A 17,167-nucleotide genomic window follows, 5' to 3' on the forward strand; every position below is an offset into this window, starting at 1 on the left:
AAAATGCCAGTCAGGCCGTACTTTCAGCCCGGTGGGGACCCATCAGGCGAGCACGGGGATCTTGCCGGTAAAACAACACCAGTTGCTGATAAAGGGCCGGGTAATCTGTGGCGACGGCAAAGGGCAGCTCAAAAAACGTCTCGCTCAGTACAGCAAAACACTCCGCCGGACTGCTGCAGGCATAGGCATCCAGCCAGTGCGGCAGCTGCCCCATGCGCGCCTGCCAGCGCATCAGACGATAGTTGGCCTGCCAGACCTCTGTCCAGCGCAAGCGCTGCATGCCCCGGTGCAAGGGCGGGAAACCGTCGGCCACCCCATTGAGCATGTCCAGCTTGTGGGCAATCTCGTGCAGGATGACGTTAAACCCATCCAGCTGCTGGCTGGCCCGCTCAGCATCCGGCCAGGAGAGCAGAATGGGGCCGTCGCCCCTGGCCTGCCCTAGCTGGATCTGGTCTTCCTCATGCACCACCCCTACCCCACCCCACTGCGTCACGGACAGCATTTCCGGGCGCGCATCGCGCACCACAAAGGGTGCCGGGTACAGGATGACCCCGCGCCAGTCATCAAAACTGTCCTCGTTCAGATTGAGAATGGGCAGGCTGGCGGTGAGCGCCAGCAGACGGCGCATGGCATCGGTCACCAGCAAGCCTTCGGTGCCGACCCATTGTTTGCGGCTGAGAAACCGTTCGCCCAGTACACACAAGCGCCAGGCGTCATCGCGGTTCAAGCCGGCAAACAGTGGCAGGTCCAGTACGGCCTGCCACTGCGGCAGCAAGATTTCTGGAGGAGGCGGCGGGCGACGCAACCAGTCGAACAGTTTCACGTCGCCCTCTCTGGCTTACAGCCCTGACAGGAACAGGCTGTTGACGCGCTTCACAAAGCCCGCCGGGTCTTCCAGCTGGCCACCCTCTGCCAGCAAAGCCTGTTCGAACAGCACATGGGCCAGATCATCAAAGTGCGCCGGCTCGGCAGACAACTTCTTCACCAGTGCGTGCGACGGATTCAGCTCCAGGATCGGCTTGCTGCCCGGCACGCTTTGCCCGGCGGACTTCAACAGCCGCTCCAGATGCCCGCTCATGGCATGATCATCCGCCACCAGGCAAGACGGCGAGTCGGTCAGGCGATGGGTCACGCGCACTTCCTTGATGCGCTCACCCAGACTAGCCTGCACCTTCTCCAGCACCGGCTTCAAGTCATCCTCAGCGGCTTTCTGCTCGGCCTTCTCGGCTTCATCGGCCAGCGCATCCATATCCAGGCTGCCCTTGCTGACCGACTGCAGTTTCTTGCCGTTGTACTCGGTGAGCGACGACGCCAGCCATTCGTCCACCCGGTCGGACAGCAGCAGCACTTCCACGCCCTTCTTGCGGAAGATTTCCAGATGCGGGCTGTTGGCCGCGGCGGCAAAGGAATCTGCGGTCACATAGTAAATCTTGTCCTGCCCGTCTTTCATGCGGGCAATATAGTCGTCCAGCGACACCGACTGCTCGGCCGTGTTCGCCAGCGTGCTGGCAAAACGGCACAGCTTGGCAATGCGTTCCTTGTTGGCAAAATCTTCGCCAATGCCTTCCTTGAACACGGTGCCAAACTGGCTCCAGAAGGTACGGAATTTCTCTTTGCCTTCGTCCTCTTCCGAACCCGCCAGATCATCCAGCAGGCCCAGAATCTTCTTCACGCAACCGGCACGAATGGCGTCGATATCCTTGCTGTCTTGCAGGATCTCCCGGCTGACGTTCAGCGGCAGGTCATTGCTGTCGACCACCCCCTTCACAAAGCGCAGGTATTGCGGCAACAGCTTCTCGGCATCGTCCATGATGAAGACGCGACGCACATACAGCTTGATGCCCTGGCGGCGTTCACGGTCGTACAGGTCAAACGGTGCACGCTGCGGGATGTACAGCAGCTCGGTGTACTCCTGGCGGCCTTCTACCTTGGCGTGACTCCACGCCAGCGGGGCCTCCCAGTCGTGTGCCACATGCTTGTAGAACTCTTCGTACTGTTCCTTGCTGATGTCCGCTTTGGACCGGGTCCACAAGGCGGAGGCCTGGTTGACCGTTTCGATTTCTTCTTCGTTCAGCAGCTCACCCTTGTCGTCCCGCTTGGGCTTATGCAACAGGATGGGCAGGGAAATATGGTCCGAGTAGGTCTTGATGACATTAGACAGACGCCACTCATTGAGAAACTCGTCTTCACCCTCACGCAGGTGCAGCACGATCTCGGTACCCCGGCCCGGCTTGCTGACGTTTTCCAGCGTGTACTCACCGTCACCAGCAGACTCCCAGCGCACGGCGGCATCCGCCGTACTGCCGGCACGACGGGTGGTCAACGTCACGCGGTCTGCCACGATAAAGGCGGAGTAAAAACCCACGCCAAACTGGCCGATCAGGTTGGCATCCTTGCGCTCATCGCCGGACAGCTTTTCAAAGAATTCGCGGGTACCGGACTTGGCAATGGTGCCGATATGCTGGATCACGTCCTCACGGCTCATGCCGATGCCGTTATCCGCGATGGTCACGGTACGGGCATCCTTGTCGAAGGACACATGGATTTGCAGTTCAGGGTCATTCGCCAGCAAGCTGCCATCCGCAATGGCGGCAAACCGCAGTTTGTCTGCGGCATCCGATGCATTGGAGATCAACTCGCGCAGGAAGATTTCCTTGTTGGAATACAGCGAGTGAATCATCAGCTTCAGCAGTTGTTTGACTTCTGCCTGAAAACCCAGCGTTTCCTTGTTCACACTCATGGCTATCCTCGTTGACTGACAAAACGGCTTTGCCGCATGCAGCCTAATTGGGGACAGACCTTCTGGTTTTCAAGCGCGAACCCATTCGGGCTGAGGATGAGCCATCAAGGGCAAGGCCACTGTAAGCGTCGCCCCCGGGCCGGGGTCATTGTTGCTGGCCCAGATCATGCCGCCATGTCCACGGGCGATTTCCCGGCAAATCGGCAAGCCCAGTCCGGTACCGCCCGCGTTGGAGCGCGTGGCACTGCTCTGAATGAATTTGTCGAATACGCTTTCCAGTTCGCCGTGTGGAATACCCACCCCCTGATCCTGCACCGCCAGCAACACGGCAGCCACACCTCGCCCCGGCAGGGTGCCCTGGCGTATGGTGACCTGGATCAAGCCACGCTCGGGGCTGAACTTGATGGCATTGGCCAGTAGATTGCGCAGCAATTGCCCCAGTCGCATACCATCAAACGGCAGCACCAGGTCCTCACGCTCTGCCAACAGTTCAATGTGCTGCGCTCGCGCCATGGCCAGCAGCTGCAGTTCGGCAATGGCATCATGCACCAATGGCAGCAAGGGCTGCGATGTCATCTGATAGCTCATCTTGCCCGCCTCCATTTTGGAGAGGTCCAGCAAGTCATTCAGCAATCCCAGCAAGCGTTGCCCCGCCTGACGGATGTTGCCAAGGTAATGTTGAATCTTCTCTGCGGGCGCTTTGTCCAGCCGGTCAGCTGCCAGCTCGGCAAAGCTGAGGATGGCATGCATGGGCGTGCGCAGCTCGTGCGACATATTGGCCAGAAATACTGACTTGGTACGATTGGCCTGCTCGGCTTCATCGCGAGCCTGCCGCAAGGCCTCCTCGGCCTGAAAAATCTCGGTCTGATCCTGCACCGTTCCAAACTGGCCCACGATGTTACCGAACTCATCCAGCAGCAGGCGATTGCACTCTTTGAGAATCAAAACCTTGCCATCTGGGTGCACCACGCGATAGTGGTAATCACATGTCAAGCCTTCTTCAAAAGCCAAGGCGGCCAGTCGAAACCAGTTTTCCGCATCGTCCGGGTGCACGCGCTGCAAAATCAGGTCCAAATCGGGTGTCGGTTCCGCCGGATCAAAACCATGCAGGCGGAACGTCTCGGCAGACCAGGTCACCCCTTCGTTGATATTCCAGCGAAAATGCCCAATGTGGGCAATGCTGGACGCTTCTTCATAGGCGTGCTCGCTACGCGCCAGTGCTGCGGCGGCCTCCCGCTCCGCAGAGACATCCTGGTATAACCACATCTGACCTTTGGACGGGTCATGAATGTCAATCGCCCGACCATAGGCCACGCCGTCAAATACCCTGCCATCAGCCCGGACAAAAGGGGTATTGACGGTATGGGTCAGCCCGGAGAACTGGACCGGCGTAACGCGTTGCCCCACGTCCATAAAGGCCGCATCACTTTCAAAGACCATGCGGGTCGAGTGCCCCAACATCTGTTCAGCAGGCCAGCCAAACAGCTCGAGAAAAGCCTGGTTCACCATCACGAAGTGCCGGTTGATCACCTGCGCCATCCCCATCGGGCTGGCATCAAACACGGCCATCAGGCGCTCAGTCTGCGCATCCGCCGTGCGTTGCAACTGGTCCCGGTGTTGGCGCAGTGCCACTTCGGCCCGTTTTTGCGCGGTAATGTCCTGTGAAATGCCGCGCCAGCCGGTAAACTGGTCGGCTGCATCAAACACCGGGATACCACTGATGGCTACATAGCTGGGGGGATCATTATCACGCTGGCGGATCAGCTCCAGTCGTTGCACCGCCTGCCGCCTTGCAAACACCTCATGGAAGGCACCCCAGTCATTGCAGGGGCCAAGATAGGGCAGCTCCCACGGCGTTTTGCCCAGGATACCCTCAGGCGACAAGCGGACTGCGGCCCCCATGCCCGCCTCGATGTAGGTAAACCGATACTCCGCATCCATCTCCCACACCCAGTCGATGGAGAGATCAAACAACACCTGCTGACGTTGCTCGCGCTGACGAGCCTCACGCAGGCGCTGCCTCAGGCGCCGGTTTTCCCGACCCAGCGCCAGCATCAGCAGGCCGATGCCGAAACCGGGCAAGACCAATAGCCCCCACCACCCGTTCACGGCTTTGCCAAACAGAGGCAGCGACATCAGCCACCCGACCAGCACCAGAACACTGGTCAGCAGTGCGCCGTACGCCAGCACCTGCGTCCAGCTGGAGGCAAGACGCCACCTCCGCCTGGGTATCTGGCCAGACGCGGTGTGATCATCAGCAGAAGAGGAACGGTGCAGAAACCGCATGCTGCAAGTGTAGACGCCGTTCCGAGGCTTGGCGACACCTTGCTAGTCCAACAGCATGAAATCAATGGCCTGTTGCATCACGCCCTTGTCTTGCAAGATACGGCGGTGGCCCAACCCTTCAGTGGTCACCAGTTGCGCGCCGGGCCAGCGAGCAGCCAACTGCACCCCTTGTTCGTACGGGATTTCCTTGTCCTGGCGATCATGAATGACCAAAGCAGGATAACGGGCATTGTGCGCAATGAGTCGACCATCCAGTTCTTGCCACGACACACCATGCCGCTGCGCCATCGCTTCTTGCATGTTGAGGCGGATGTTGTCTGGCAACGCCACCATACGCGCAAACTGGCGAGGTGCCGTCTCAATGTTCTCTGCTGCCGCCAGCATGACCAGTCGCCCGGCGGACCATCCTTCCGCTGCCGTCAGGGTCAAGGCGGAGGCCCCCAGCGAGTGACCCGATGCGGCATCTACCGGCCCGATCAGCCGCTCCACCAGCCGCAGCGCAGCCATGAAATCAAACAGGGTGACCTGGCGCTTGGGCGCTTCACCATGCCCCGGCATGTCCAGCGCCAGCACCTGACAGCCACTGGCCAGCAATGGCGGCAACCAGGCCGCAAATTGTGTCGCCCAGCCACCCCAGCCATGTACCAGCAGGATTTTTCGCTCACCCTGCCCCCAGCGGAGCAACTGCCCGCCCCGTTGTGGGGTATTCAACCAGCGACTTTGCTCATGCCACAGCGGAATCACCTCGGCCTTGGCACGCCATTGGCGTTGTGTTGCCGTTTCCTGGGGTTTGGGCGGTGTGGTGAATTGCCGCAATGCCCAGCGGCTCATGTAATCCGGGTAGTGCCCACTCAGCCAGGGGACCACTCTGCGCATCCAGCTCATCACCCATGAATCAGCACGTACGTTCGTGCTTTTATTTGGGCGTACTGCAATCTCTAGTGATGGCATGACAACTCCTTGGTGACACACAGTCAACGAGGCTGGGTATAGCCTCTCTTAGAACCTGTTTATGGTCTCGCGAGCGAGGGGGAGACAAGGCGAAAACGACTGAGGAAGCGGAGTTTACTGGGTGTAAATGAGCATTCCGAAGTGGTTTTCAACGCCGTATCGCCGTCGTGCAGCAGACCATAAACTGGTTCTTACACGCTCAGTCCGCCTTGTCCTGCCGGGGCGGATGGTGCAGCAAATGCTCGAAACTCCGCATGATCCGGCGACGTACTTGATCGGCCGGTTCAAAGCCTCGATACACATAGCTGGAGTACACAATCCCCAGCAACATGAAAGCCAGCTCCCCGATGGCCGTATCTGCAGGCAGCTCGCCCGTCTCCACGGCCAGTTGTGCGGCCTTTTCCAGAAAGCCCTGCCAGTTCCGCTGATGCTCAAACACCGCGTCGCGCACCATGCCGGGCTTACTGTCAAACTCAAACACGGCGGCGGCAATCAGGCAACCGCCGGGCAAGGAGGTCTCATAGTCCAGCCAGCCTTCAAACATGGCCCGCAAGCGCACCAGCCCGCGAGGCAACTTCAGTGCTGGCTTCACCACCGTTTCCGCAAACACCTGCGCGGTCGCCGCCATAACTTCGCGCTGCAGCTCCTCACGGGAGCCAAAGTGACCAAACAGGCCGCTTTTCGACATGCCCATGCGCACCGCCAGATCTCCAATGGTCAGGCTGTCCAGCCCGACTTCACTGGCCACCTGCCTCGCGGTGTGTATGATCAATGCCTTGGTTTGTTCGCCTTTACCCATGCTGCATCCTGTTTACGCTACCATTTTTAGCACGATCGTTCGGACTTTTCAAGTGCCTTGCATCTCCTGCTGCTGCGTAGGCAAAGCCATCATGCCGCGGCGATCCGCCGCTGTCTGGCGGATCTCCTGCAGGAAATCCTGCACAAAGGGCTCATCTGCCTGCGCCGCCCGGGTGGCTGCAAACAGGTCGCAACGCAAACCTTCCGGTGTAATGCGCCGGGTTTCCACATAGCCCTTGCCCGCATAGTCACTGACACTCCATGCTGGCAGCGCCGCCACACCCTGCCGCAATGCCACCAGCTGGATGATGGCCGCCGTCAGCTCCACCGTGCGACGTCGCATCTCAATCCCGGCCGGGCGCAGCACCTTGTGTACCAGATCCAGCCGATGGTCGGGCAGCGGGTAGCTGATCAGGGTTTCGCCGATAAAGTCCTGCGGTTCCAGTACCGCCCGCTGCAGCAAGGGATGCGCCTTGGGCAGTACCGCAACAATCTCAAAGGAAAACAGGGGGTGCAGCACCACATCCTGCGGCTGGATCGGCTCAGACAGAATGACCAGGTCCGCCTTGTGCTCGCGCAGCAGGGCCACCGGCTCCGCCTGCCAACCCAGCAGGAAATCCAGTGACACATCGGGCCAACGCTCGCGGAATCCCTCGTTGGCGGGCAGCAGCCAGTCAAATGAGGAATGACAGGCCACACTGATGCGCAGTTGCCCAGCCTCCGCACGGACAATCCTTTGCAGGTCCTGCTCCGCCTCGGCCTGTGCCTGCTGCATTTGTCTGGCCAGCTGCAACAGTCGTTGCCCCGCGGGAGAAAACCGGGGTGGCGCCGATTTGCGGGCAAACAGGGCACAGCCGTAATGCGCCTCCAGCGCCTTGATCTGATAAGAAATGGCGGACTGGGTCAGGTGCAGTTCCCGTGCGGTGTCTGTCAGGCTGCCGGTACGCGCCAGCGTCAGCAAGGTGCGCAAGTGGCGCAGCTCGAGTGGGGATTGAGCCATTTTCATGAATAAAATTTATGCAGTGTAACAGTATATTCCGTTTGCTCCGGCGCGCCCAGCCCGCCAGAATGCCTCCCTGCGACGTCGCCATCCCTTGAACCAGACCAGACAGGAAATCCCCATGAAAACGTTGAGGGTTGCCCTTGTAGGCGACTATTCACCAGACATCACGGCCCATCAGGCCATCCCCGTGGCCTTGCAGCTGGCCGCGGAGGACAGTGGCCACGACATCCAGTCGCACTGGCTGACTACCGATGAGATTGATCATCCCGCGCTGTTCAATGATTTTCATGGTATCTGGTGCGTGCCCGGCAGCCCCTATCGCAGTGAAGCGGGTGCCTTGCTGGCCATCCGCACCGCCAGAGAACAGCACATCCCGTTTCTGGGCAGTTGTGGCGGCTTCCAGCACGCCTTGCTGGAGTACGCACGCCATGTGCTGGGCTGGGCCGAGGCGACCCATGCCGAGATCGACCCGGATTCGCCCCACGCGGTCATCAGCCGCCTCAGCTGTAGCCTGATTGATGTCAAAGCTGGCATCATGCTGTCAGAAAACAGCCAGTTGGCCCGACTATACGGTCGCACCCGGATTGAAGAAGGCTTCCGCTGCAATTATGGGCCGAGCCCACGCCTGACCGCGCATTTGCAACAGGGCCCCCTGCGTGCCGTGGGGCACGACGATGCGGGCGAGGTACGTGCCATTGAGCTGCAGGGCCACCCCTACTTCATTGCCAGCCTGTTCCAGCCTGAACGTAGCGCATTGCAAGGCATCCTGCCCCCACCTGTTGCGGGTCTGGTTCATGCCATGCAGCAACGCTGATCTACCCCGGCGGCCTGTGCCGCCGGATCATGAAAGAAAATGATGCAAACCTGGCAACTCTATTTGTCCACCATTCTGATCTGGGGCTCCACCTGGATTGCCATTACCTTCCAGCTGGGTACGGTGCCGGTCACCGTTTCGCTGGCCTGGCGCTTTGGGCTGGCCAGCCTGATGCTCTGGCTGTGGCTAGGGTGGCGCAAGTTGCCGGTCCGCTTCACGCTGCAGCAGCATGGCTGGCTGCTCCTGCTGGGCCTGTGCCAGTATGGCATCAACTATGCACTGATCTATCTGGCCGAGATGCACATCAGCTCCGGCCTGGTGGCGGTGCTGTTTACCGCCATCATTGGCGTCAATCTGCTCGGCAGCCGCGTTTTCTTCCAGATCCCCATCACCCGTCGCTCAGCAGGTGGGGCGTTACTGGGCATGCTTGGGGTGGCATTGGTCTTTCTGCCGGAGCTGCAAAGCCTGCGCGGCGACGCCAAAACCCTGCAGGGGATAGGACTGGGGCTTCTGGCGGCCTTGTTTGCCAGCGCGGGCAATCTGCTATCGGCGCGCAATGCCCGCGACAATATGGGCGTGATGTCGGGCAACGCTGTCAGCATGGCCTATGGCGCGGGCACCATGCTGCTGGTCAGCCTGCTGCAGGGGCATGTGCCCAGTATCCCGTTGACCGTACCTTATGTGTCGTCCCTGCTCTATCTGGCCTTTTTTGGCTCAGTGCTGGCTTTTGGCGCTTACTTGACGCTGATTGCGCGCATTGGTCCTGCCAAAGCCTCTTACGCCGGGGTGTTGATCCCGCTGGTGGCGCTGCTGCTGTCCACCTTTTTTGAAGACTATCAGTGGCATCTGTCTGCCTTTTTCGGCATGGCCCTGTGCCTGTCTGGCAACGTACTGATGCTGCGCAAATAAAGGAAAGTCCATGCCACACGATCCCGTCGCCCGCCTGCCTGAGCCCCCTTACTACGCGGTCATTTTCAGTTCCGTACGTCACGAGGGTGACGAAGGTTATGCCGCAATGGCCAGCCGCATGGTGGCGCTGGCCGCGCAGCAACCGGGTTATCTGGGGGTAGAGTCCGTGCGGGGCGATGACCGTTTTGGCATCACGGTGTCCTATTGGCAGGATGAAGCCAGCATCCAGGCCTGGCGAGAGCAGGCTGAGCATGTCATCGCCCGTGAGCTGGGCAAACAGAAATGGTACGAAGTAATGGCCACCCGGGTGTGCAAGGTGGAACGGGCCTATGGCTTCGCCCGCCAAGCCGATGGGGTGCTGGCGCCCCTTCGCTGAACGCTCAGGCCTCGGCGCCTGCTGCCTTGGCCTGTAGCCGCCGCTGCTCCAGCACGGCGGGATCGGGTTTGGCCAGATCCCAACCTTGCATGTGGCGCTCAGCCAGACCGGCCAGCGCCGCAATAAAAGGCGCGTCCTCATTCAGGCACGGGATGTAGCGGAATTCGCCGCCCCCCGCTGACAGGAAAGTGGCCTTGCCTTCCATGGCAATTTCTTCCAGGGTTTCCAGGCAGTCCGCCACAAAGCCAGGGCAGATCACATCCAGCTTGCCGACCTTGGCCTTGCCCAGCTTCTTCAGGCTATCGACCACGTAGGGCTTTAGCCACTCTGCCTTGCCAAAGCGGGACTGGAAAGCCACCGTCACCTGCTCGGTGGGCAAACCCAGCGCTTCACGCAACAACCGCCCGGTCTTGAGGCATTCGCAATGGTAGGGATCGCCCTTGTCCAGCGTGAAACGCGGCACACCATGGAAACTCAGCAGCAGGTGGTCACCCCGCCCATTCAACGCCCAATGCCGCCGTATCTTGTCTGCCAGCGCCTCGATATAGGCAGGTTCATCATGAAAATGCTTGATCACCCGCAGCTCAGGCGGGTTGCGCATGCCTTGCAAGGCACGGAACACTTCGTCCATGGCAGACCCCACACTGCTCGCCGCGTATTGCGGGTACATGGGCAGCAGCAGGATGCGGTCACAGCCCTTGGCCTTCATCTCGGCCAGGACATCGGCCACCGCCGGCTTGCCATAGCGCATGGCCCAGCCCACCATCACATGATCTCCCAGTCGGTCACCCAGCAGGCCTTTCAGCAACTTGGCCTGCTTCTCGGTGTGCAGCTTCAGGGGTGAGCCTTCCGGGGTCCAGATGGTGGCGTACTTCTCCGCCGATTTGCGTGGGCGGAATGGCAGAATGAAGGCGTTGAGGATCAACCACCAGACCGGGCGTGGAATCTCGATGACCCGTCGATCCGACAGGAATTGCCGCAAATAGGGACGCAGCGCCTTGGGCGTGGGGGCCTCCGGCGTGCCCAGGTTAACCAGCAACACCCCGACACGGGCAACGTTCTGGTGCTGAAAGGCAGGTTCGGCGATCGGGTAGGACATGGTCACTTTCAGTAAGGGGACAACTCAGGCTGTCGCAAGCGCACTCAGCCTGACAGGGCATTGGATAACAGCTTGGCGGTGACATCCACGATCGGGATCACCCGCTCATAAGCCATACGGGTCGGCCCGATCACGCCGAGGGTGCCGACCACTTCACCATCAATCTCATAGGGTGACGCCACCACCGAGCAATCGTCCAGTGGCAACAGGCCGGACTCACCGCCGATGAAAATCTGCACGCCTTGCGCGCGCTGGCTGACATCCAGCAATTGCAGCAAGACGGTTTTTTGCTCAAACACCTGGAATAACCGGCGCATCTGCTCCAGATTGCCGCCCAAGTCGGAACTGGACAGCAGATTACCTTCTCCAGACAGCACCACCTCTTCCTCTTCCTCCGCCAGCGCAGCCTCGCCAACTGCCAATGCCGTACTCATCAATGCGGTCATATCACTTTGCAACTGCTGCAGCTCCTGCTGCAAGCGGGCACGCATCACCAGAAAGGTACAGCCAGCATAGTGCTGATTAAGGAAATTGGCGGCCTCGGTCAATTCAGCCGCCGAGTAGTCGCGGTCGGTTTGCAGAAAGCGATTCTGTACGCTGCCATCGGTGGCGACGAGGATCAGCAGCACCCGCTGCGGGCTCATTCGCAGGAATTCAATATGGCGAATCGCCAGATTCTTGCGCTTGGGGGTCACCACCACACCCGCAAAGCGGGTCAATTCCGACAGCAACTGCGAGGTGGTATTCATCAGGCGCTGCGGGCTATCCGGGTGCAGTTGCGATGCCAGTTGCTGGCGCAATACCTCGCCGGACTCCGAGCTGACCGTCATCAGGGTGTCCACAAAATAGCGGTAGCCCAAGGTCGTGGGTATCCTGCCTGCCGAGGTATGCGGGCTGGCAATGAAGCCCAGCTCCTCCAGCTGTGCCATGACATTGCGCACTGACGCCGGGCTGAGATCCAGCCCGGACAGCTGCAGCAAGGTGCGGGAGCCCACCGGCTGACCGTCAGCGATATAACGTTCAACCAGGGTCTTCAGCAGCAATTGGGCACGAGGATTCAGCATGCTTTCTATTTACCACAAACTTCGGGCCGTGGTCACCCCCGCCCGGGCGACCATGACAAGCGCTGGTCGCCCTCCCCGGCTTGTGCTTTAATGCCGGCATGAACAAACTGTTCCCGCGCATTGCCATCATTGGACGCCGCCGCACACCGGATGTTCTGGTGTCGGTCCTGCAATTGGCCGAATTCCTGCGCGAGCAAGGTCTGGCCGTCTATCTGGATGGTGAAGCCGTCCCCACCGGCCACGCGCACGACTTTCCACTGCTAAAGCGGGATGCCATTGGCAGCCAGGTAGACCTGGCGATTGTGATTGGTGGCGATGGCACTCTGCTAGGTATCGCCCGTCTGCTGGCCGGATACGAAGTACCCATCATCGGGGTCAACCAGGGCCGGCTCGGCTTTATGACCGATGTTCCGCTGGACCGCATGCTCTCTGTGATTCAGGGCATGCTGGAAGGCCGCTTTGTACCCGAAGAGCGCATGCTGCTGGAAACCACCGTGATGCGTGATGGTGCCGTCATCGCCAGCGGCAGCGCTTTCAACGATGTGGTGTTCAGCCGTGGCGCACTTGGGGCCATGATCGAGTTTGAGATCTTCATCGACAACCAGTTTGTCTACAGCCAGCGCTCCGATGGCCTGATTGTGTCGACACCGACCGGGTCCACCGCCTATGCGCTGGCCGCTGGCGGCCCCATACTGCACCCTTCTGTACCTGCGCTGGCACTGGTGCCGATTTGCCCGCAATCCATGAGTAACCGACCGATCGCCGTGAGCGACCGGGCCGAGATTGAGTTTGTGCTGCTGCGGGGCTTTGAGAGCCGGGTCCATTTCGATGGGCAGTTCCATGTCGACCTGCAGGAAACCGACCGGGTCTTGATCCGCCGATCAGAACGCGCCCTGACCCTGCTACACCCGCTGGGCTACAACTACTACGATGTCTTGCGCCAGAAGCTGCACTGGGGCGAACAACTGCTCTGAGCCTGTATTCATGCTGACCCTGCTGACCATCCGTGACTTTGTGATTGTCGACCAGCTGGAGCTGACCTTCTCCAGCGGTTTTACCGTGCTCACCGGGGAAACGGGGGCCGGCAAATCGCTGCTGATTGATGCGCTGGGGTTGTTGCTGGGCGGCCGCGCGGACAGTACGCTGGTACGGCGGGGTTGTGACAAGGCTGACCTGAGCGCCGAGTTTGACCTCAGCCAGCTGCCGGAAGTCCAGACTTGGCTGGCATCTCAGGAATTGGCAAACGAGCCCGGAGAGCCGTTGTTGCTGCGTCGCACGCTGGACAGACAAGGTAAAAGTCGCGCGTTTATCAACGGTATCAGTGCCACCGTGCAGCAACTGCGCGAGCTGGGCGAGCAACTGATCGACATTCATGGTCAGCACGCCCATCAATCGCTGCTACGGGCCGATACCCAACGTAGCCTGCTGGACGCCTATGCTGGTGCTGAGGCTCAGGTGCAAGTCGTACGTACAAGTTGGCAGCAGTGGCAGCAGGCCTTGCAAACCCTGCAGGATGCCGACCGGCAGCACGCAGAGCGGGAACAAACCCTGGCCCGGCTGGACTGGCAGATCCAGGAATTAAGCCCGGTGGCCTTGCCCCCGGACGCCTTGCAGCAATTACTGCAAGATCATGCCCGGCTCAGCCATGCCGCCAGCCTGCTGGAGGGCGCACAAAATGGCGTGTCCCTGCTGATGGAGAGTGAGCAGGCCATGTTGCCGCCGCTGCACCATCTGGCTGAGCACATCCGAGAGCTGGCAAAGATTGACCCCGCCCTGATGGAAGCGGCTGACCTGCTGGACAGTGCCACCATCCAGTTGCAGGAAGCCGCTTACAGCCTGCGCCATTATGGCAACCGTACCGATCTGGACCCCGCCGAACTGGCGGCACTGGATCAGCAGCTGGCCAATCTGTATGCCACCGCACGCAAACTGAAGCTGGAGCCTGCCGAATTGCATGCCGCCTTGCACAGCGCGCAGCAGCAACGTCTGAAACTGCTCAGCCTGTCGGACCAGGACGGGTTGCGGCAGCGCGTACAGGAGGCCGAGCGGGACTACCAGCAGCACGCTGCACAATTGCGCCGCATGCGGGAGCAAGCGGCTGAGCAACTGGGACTCGCCGTCAGCGATACGCTGGCGCAATTGGCCATGGCCAGCAGTCGCTTCAGTGTTGCGCTACAAACGCTGACCACACCTGGCGCATCTGGCACGGAGAGCATCGAATACCGCATCAGCCATCACGATGCGCCCGCACAGTCGCTGGCGCGCATTGCATCGGGGGGCGAGCTCTCCCGCGTCAGCCTTGCCATTCAGGTGGCGATGACCACGGTCGCGGCCGTGCCGACCCTGATTTTCGACGAGGTTGATGTCGGCATTGGCGGGCGGGTTGCCGATATTGTGGGCCGTTTGCTGCGTCAGCTGGGCGAACGTCATCAGGTGTTGTCGATTACTCACCTGCCGCAGGTGGCCGCGTGCGGGCATCAGCACTGGCAGGTCAGCAAAGGGCTGGAATCCGGCGTGCTACGCAGCCGAATTACGGTGCTGGACGGGCAGACACGCACGGAAGAAATCGCCCGCATGCTGGGTGGTGCCCAGATTACGGATACCACACGCCAGCACGCTCAGGAATTGCTGGCCCAGCCTTGAAGAAGGATGTGGCTACCTTTGCTCAGGGATAGGTGCCATGCAGCCACAGGGGTTAATCCAGGTACGCAGGTAACAGGCTACGGGTTTTGGCATCCCGGATTCCAGACAGCCGCTGCCAGAAACGCTCCATCAGCTCCGGCTTGCGAGCTGCAAACGCTTTGCTGAACACCGTGAAGTAAGACTTTCCACTCAGGAGCACCGGCAATTTTTCCGCTGAGGGAAAACGGCGCTCTGACAGCAGATAATCCCCCATCACTTCCTGTGCGGCAACCAGCTGCACCCGTCCAAGCGCCAATTTGCCAAAGTTTTGCGTGGTTTCCTTGGCCTCATCCACCGTAGCGCCCAATTGCTTCAACATATCCACCACCGAGTAGCCGGTATTGGCTCCTACCGCTCCGGTCAGATTGAGAAACTGCTTGCCGTCCCACTGCACCGGGCTGCCTTTCTGACGATACAAGGCATAAGAGAGGTAGCCGATGCGCCGACTGTCATCCAGCTGACCCGCTTTGTTCAGCGGGTATGCATAGTCTCGGGCGCGCTCATCGCTATAGGACAGCATGAGGATGGCGTCTATCCGCCCCTCTTTCAGGTCCAGCAACAAACGCTTGCTGGGCAGGCGTTGCCAGCTGAGGGTCACCCCGATATCCGCCGCAACCGTATTGGCCAGCTCTACCGCAATGCCGGGCGGGGACGACAAGGCTGAGCCCGACCCTACCATGTACGGGCTGTTATCGACATCATTGATGGCAATGCGGATCTCTTCTGCATGGATGTGCAAGCTGCTGAACAGCAGCACAAGCAGCAGATAACCCCTGCGGGCCTTTGTCTTGACTTGTCGGTTGAGCTTGACCATAGTTTACTGTAGTACACCTTGGACACGTTGCCAGCCCATGCCCATTACAGCTGCTGCCGATCTGCAAAGCGGTCCCGAGGCGCTCCCCGCCTACCTGAAGCTGCTGCGCCAGCGCGGGGCCAGTACAGCCAGCATCAACCAGCGCAAGCACTTCCTGCGTTATCTGCTGCTGGCACTGGATCAGGTTCGCGATGACAGTGTGGCCTACCGTCATGCGGTGGATCAGGTACTGGCCAAGATGGCCAGCGATGAATCCCGGCCTTTTCTGGTGTCTGTCGCCCGTGAATTTTTCCCGTTCTGGATGGGGGATCTGGAAACGGTGATGGCGCTGGCCGCCGGTGATGGCTTTGCCTTGCAACCAATCCTGCTGCAGTCCAGCGGCAGTTTGATCCAGTTGTTTGAAGCCATGGACAGTGATGGCTGGGAGGAGCGGGAGATTCCCAGCTTGACCCAATATCTGGCTGACACCACGCCGCCGGGTGATGAAGAGCACGTTCTGGATCTGCGGGACCGTTTTCTGCGTGCACTGCACTTCATTCTGCAGCACCAGCCCGTGAATCCGGCCACCTACCGGGCCGGGGTCAATGCCATGCTGCTGCTGATGCCCCGCGCCCAGACCCAGCGCTCCTTCCTGAACCTGATCCGGGAATACTTCCCGTACTGGATGGATAATACACCGGGTGGAGACACCCCGGACCCATCAGCCCCCCCGGCTTGACTCCAGGAAATGCTGCAAGGCCAAGGCCACGTGCTGCGGCTGCTCCCAGTGCAGCATATGCCCTGCATCCTGGATCTCCACACACTGCAGCTGCGGCACATGACGGCAACGCCAGGCAAACGCGGTGTCATCCTCTTTCAGGAAATCAAACACCCAGCGATCACTGCCATACAGCCACAGCACCGGCGCTTGCGTATTGCGCCAGCAGGCTTCGGCCTCCGCCAGCCGGTATAGCACCGGGTTGACCAGTCGATGGGCTGGGTCAGCCAGCAAGGCGTATGCTCCGCCAGCCGTGGGCTCACCCAGCTCTGCAGCCAGATAGGCCGCTTGATCTGCCATCAAACGAGGATGCTGCTTTTGCAGCTTCTTGACCAGTGCGTCCTGGTCCACCATCGGATGATGTACCGGTGGCGCACGCAAACCGTCCAGCCATTGCTGCAGCCGTTTCGGGGCCTGGGTAGGGTCGCTGTCCGGCAGGCCAAACCCCTCCAGCGAAATCAGCTGGCTCACCCGCTCAGGTCGAACCCCAGCATACAGCCCGGCCACCATGCCGCCCATGCTGTGCCCCAGCAACACCACCGGCTGGCTCGGGCTATAGGCGGCCAGTAGCGCATCCAGATCAGCCAGGTAATCGGGGAAGAAATAGCTGCGCGGACTACGCCCGCTGCGGCCAAAGCCGCGCCAGTCCAGCGCCAGCCAGCTGTAACGCTGGAACAGATCGTCCGGCAGGGCATCGACCAGGAACTGGAAGGTCGCGGCCGCATCCATCCAGCCATGCAGCATCACCACCAAGGGTTTGTCGGCGTCACCCCAGCGGCGCAAGGTCAGCGGCAGCCCTGCCCCGTCAAACGTTGAAAGCTGTGGCACACGCCGTAGAGAATAAGTTTCCATGATTGGCATGGTAAGCAGGATG

16 protein-coding genes are annotated in these 17,167 nt (G+C 60.3%); 6 read left to right on the forward strand and 10 right to left on the reverse strand.

What is annotated here, in order from left to right; genetic code table 11:
* Positions 1-10 precede the first annotated feature (10 nt).
* From HF682_RS09730 to HF682_RS09755, 6 genes are all read right to left on the reverse strand, one after another.
* Entirely contained in the window at positions 11-823 is an 813-nt protein-coding gene (locus tag HF682_RS09730; RefSeq protein ID WP_168877106.1) for a M90 family metallopeptidase, read from the reverse strand.
* A gap of 15 nt (positions 824-838) precedes the next feature.
* Positions 839-2,740, reverse strand: coding sequence for a molecular chaperone HtpG (htpG, locus tag HF682_RS09735; protein WP_168877107.1), 1,902 nt, complete (start codon positions 2,738-2,740; stop codon positions 839-841).
* Positions 2,741-2,809: 69 nt separating this feature from the next.
* Positions 2,810-4,930 (reverse strand): PAS domain-containing sensor histidine kinase, encoded by a 2,121-nt coding sequence (locus HF682_RS09740; protein WP_168877108.1) that lies wholly within the window; start codon positions 4,928-4,930, stop codon positions 2,810-2,812.
* A gap of 138 nt (positions 4,931-5,068) precedes the next feature.
* Positions 5,069-5,902, reverse strand: a complete 834-nt coding sequence (locus tag HF682_RS09745; protein ID WP_168877109.1) for an alpha/beta fold hydrolase — start codon at positions 5,900-5,902, stop codon at positions 5,069-5,071.
* A 274-nt stretch (positions 5,903-6,176) separates the two neighbouring features.
* A complete protein-coding gene (locus HF682_RS09750; RefSeq protein ID WP_168877110.1) occupies positions 6,177-6,776 on the reverse strand; it encodes a TetR/AcrR family transcriptional regulator in 600 nt (199 codons plus the stop codon).
* Positions 6,777-6,824: 48 nt separating this feature from the next.
* Entirely contained in the window at positions 6,825-7,781 is a 957-nt protein-coding gene (locus tag HF682_RS09755; protein ID WP_308418720.1) for a LysR family transcriptional regulator, read from the reverse strand.
* 115 nt (positions 7,782-7,896) lie between these two features.
* Here HF682_RS09755 and HF682_RS09760 point away from each other — a divergent pair, with 115 nt between their 5' ends.
* From HF682_RS09760 to HF682_RS09770, 3 genes are read left to right on the forward strand one after another with little or no spacing between them, the layout of a single operon-like run.
* On the forward strand, positions 7,897-8,592 hold the full coding sequence (locus HF682_RS09760; protein ID WP_168877111.1) for a CTP synthase C-terminal region-related (seleno)protein: 696 nt from the start codon (positions 7,897-7,899) through the stop codon (positions 8,590-8,592).
* Positions 8,593-8,631: 39 nt separating this feature from the next.
* Complete coding sequence (locus tag HF682_RS09765; RefSeq protein WP_168877112.1) at positions 8,632-9,501, forward strand: DMT family transporter; 870 nt, start codon at positions 8,632-8,634, stop codon at positions 9,499-9,501.
* A 10-nt stretch (positions 9,502-9,511) separates the two neighbouring features.
* Positions 9,512-9,877: an antibiotic biosynthesis monooxygenase family protein gene (locus tag HF682_RS09770; RefSeq protein WP_168877113.1), complete on the forward strand. Its 366-nt coding sequence runs from the start codon at positions 9,512-9,514 to the stop codon at positions 9,875-9,877.
* A 4-nt stretch (positions 9,878-9,881) separates the two neighbouring features.
* Here the strand turns inward: HF682_RS09770 and hemH are convergent, their stop codons facing one another.
* Positions 9,882-10,976 carry a ferrochelatase gene (hemH, locus tag HF682_RS09775; RefSeq protein WP_168877114.1) on the reverse strand — a complete coding sequence of 365 codons (1,095 nt, stop codon included), beginning with the start codon at positions 10,974-10,976 and terminating at the stop codon, positions 9,882-9,884.
* Positions 10,977-11,020: 44 nt separating this feature from the next.
* On the reverse strand, positions 11,021-12,040 hold the full coding sequence (hrcA, locus tag HF682_RS09780) for a heat-inducible transcriptional repressor HrcA (protein WP_168877115.1): 1,020 nt from the start codon (positions 12,038-12,040) through the stop codon (positions 11,021-11,023).
* A 98-nt stretch (positions 12,041-12,138) separates the two neighbouring features.
* Here hrcA and HF682_RS09785 point away from each other — a divergent pair, with 98 nt between their 5' ends.
* Entirely contained in the window at positions 12,139-13,014 is an 876-nt protein-coding gene (locus tag HF682_RS09785; protein ID WP_168877116.1) for an NAD kinase, read from the forward strand.
* Between the two features lie 10 nt (positions 13,015-13,024).
* Entirely contained in the window at positions 13,025-14,683 is a 1,659-nt protein-coding gene (gene recN, locus HF682_RS09790) for a DNA repair protein RecN (RefSeq protein ID WP_168877117.1), read from the forward strand.
* 52 nt (positions 14,684-14,735) lie between these two features.
* Here recN and HF682_RS09795 read toward each other — a convergent pair whose 3' ends face one another.
* Positions 14,736-15,536, reverse strand: a complete 801-nt coding sequence (locus tag HF682_RS09795) for a substrate-binding periplasmic protein (RefSeq protein ID WP_168877118.1) — start codon at positions 15,534-15,536, stop codon at positions 14,736-14,738.
* A 37-nt stretch (positions 15,537-15,573) separates the two neighbouring features.
* Here HF682_RS09795 and HF682_RS09800 point away from each other — a divergent pair, with 37 nt between their 5' ends.
* Positions 15,574-16,254 (forward strand): hypothetical protein, encoded by a 681-nt coding sequence (locus HF682_RS09800; protein ID WP_168877119.1) that lies wholly within the window; start codon positions 15,574-15,576, stop codon positions 16,252-16,254.
* On the opposite strand, the gene HF682_RS09805 is transcribed toward HF682_RS09800, so the two are convergent.
* Positions 16,237-17,145, reverse strand: a complete 909-nt coding sequence (locus tag HF682_RS09805) for an alpha/beta fold hydrolase (RefSeq protein WP_168877120.1) — start codon at positions 17,143-17,145, stop codon at positions 16,237-16,239. The genes HF682_RS09800 and HF682_RS09805 overlap by 18 nt on opposite strands.
* Positions 17,146-17,167 lie beyond the last annotated feature (22 nt).

The sequence above is a fragment of the Leeia aquatica genome, from assembly GCF_012641365.1.
GTDB lineage: Bacteria > Pseudomonadota > Gammaproteobacteria > Burkholderiales > Leeiaceae > Leeia > Leeia aquatica.

Coding starts and splice junctions, on each gene's coding strand:
- htpG (WP_168877107.1), bottom strand. CDS start 2,740: ATGAGTGTGAACAAGGAAACGCTGGGTTTTCAGGCAGAAGTCAAACAA.
- HF682_RS09745 (WP_168877109.1), bottom strand. CDS start 5,902: ATGCGCAGAGTGGTCCCCTGGCTGAGTGGGCACTACCCGGATTACATG.
- HF682_RS09750 (WP_168877110.1), bottom strand. CDS start 6,776: ATGGGTAAAGGCGAACAAACCAAGGCATTGATCATACACACCGCGAGG.
- HF682_RS09755 (WP_308418720.1), bottom strand. CDS start 7,781: ATGAAAATGGCTCAATCCCCACTCGAGCTGCGCCACTTGCGCACCTTG.
- HF682_RS09760 (WP_168877111.1), top strand. CDS start 7,897: ATGAAAACGTTGAGGGTTGCCCTTGTAGGCGACTATTCACCAGACATC.
- HF682_RS09765 (WP_168877112.1), top strand. CDS start 8,632: ATGATGCAAACCTGGCAACTCTATTTGTCCACCATTCTGATCTGGGGC.
- HF682_RS09770 (WP_168877113.1), top strand. CDS start 9,512: ATGCCACACGATCCCGTCGCCCGCCTGCCTGAGCCCCCTTACTACGCG.
- hemH (WP_168877114.1), bottom strand. CDS start 10,976: ATGTCCTACCCGATCGCCGAACCTGCCTTTCAGCACCAGAACGTTGCC.
- hrcA (WP_168877115.1), bottom strand. CDS start 12,040: ATGCTGAATCCTCGTGCCCAATTGCTGCTGAAGACCCTGGTTGAACGT.
- HF682_RS09785 (WP_168877116.1), top strand. CDS start 12,139: ATGAACAAACTGTTCCCGCGCATTGCCATCATTGGACGCCGCCGCACA.
- recN (WP_168877117.1), top strand. CDS start 13,025: ATGCTGACCCTGCTGACCATCCGTGACTTTGTGATTGTCGACCAGCTG.
- HF682_RS09795 (WP_168877118.1), bottom strand. CDS start 15,536: ATGGTCAAGCTCAACCGACAAGTCAAGACAAAGGCCCGCAGGGGTTAT.
- HF682_RS09800 (WP_168877119.1), top strand. CDS start 15,574: ATGCCCATTACAGCTGCTGCCGATCTGCAAAGCGGTCCCGAGGCGCTC.
- HF682_RS09805 (WP_168877120.1), bottom strand. CDS start 17,145: ATGGAAACTTATTCTCTACGGCGTGTGCCACAGCTTTCAACGTTTGAC.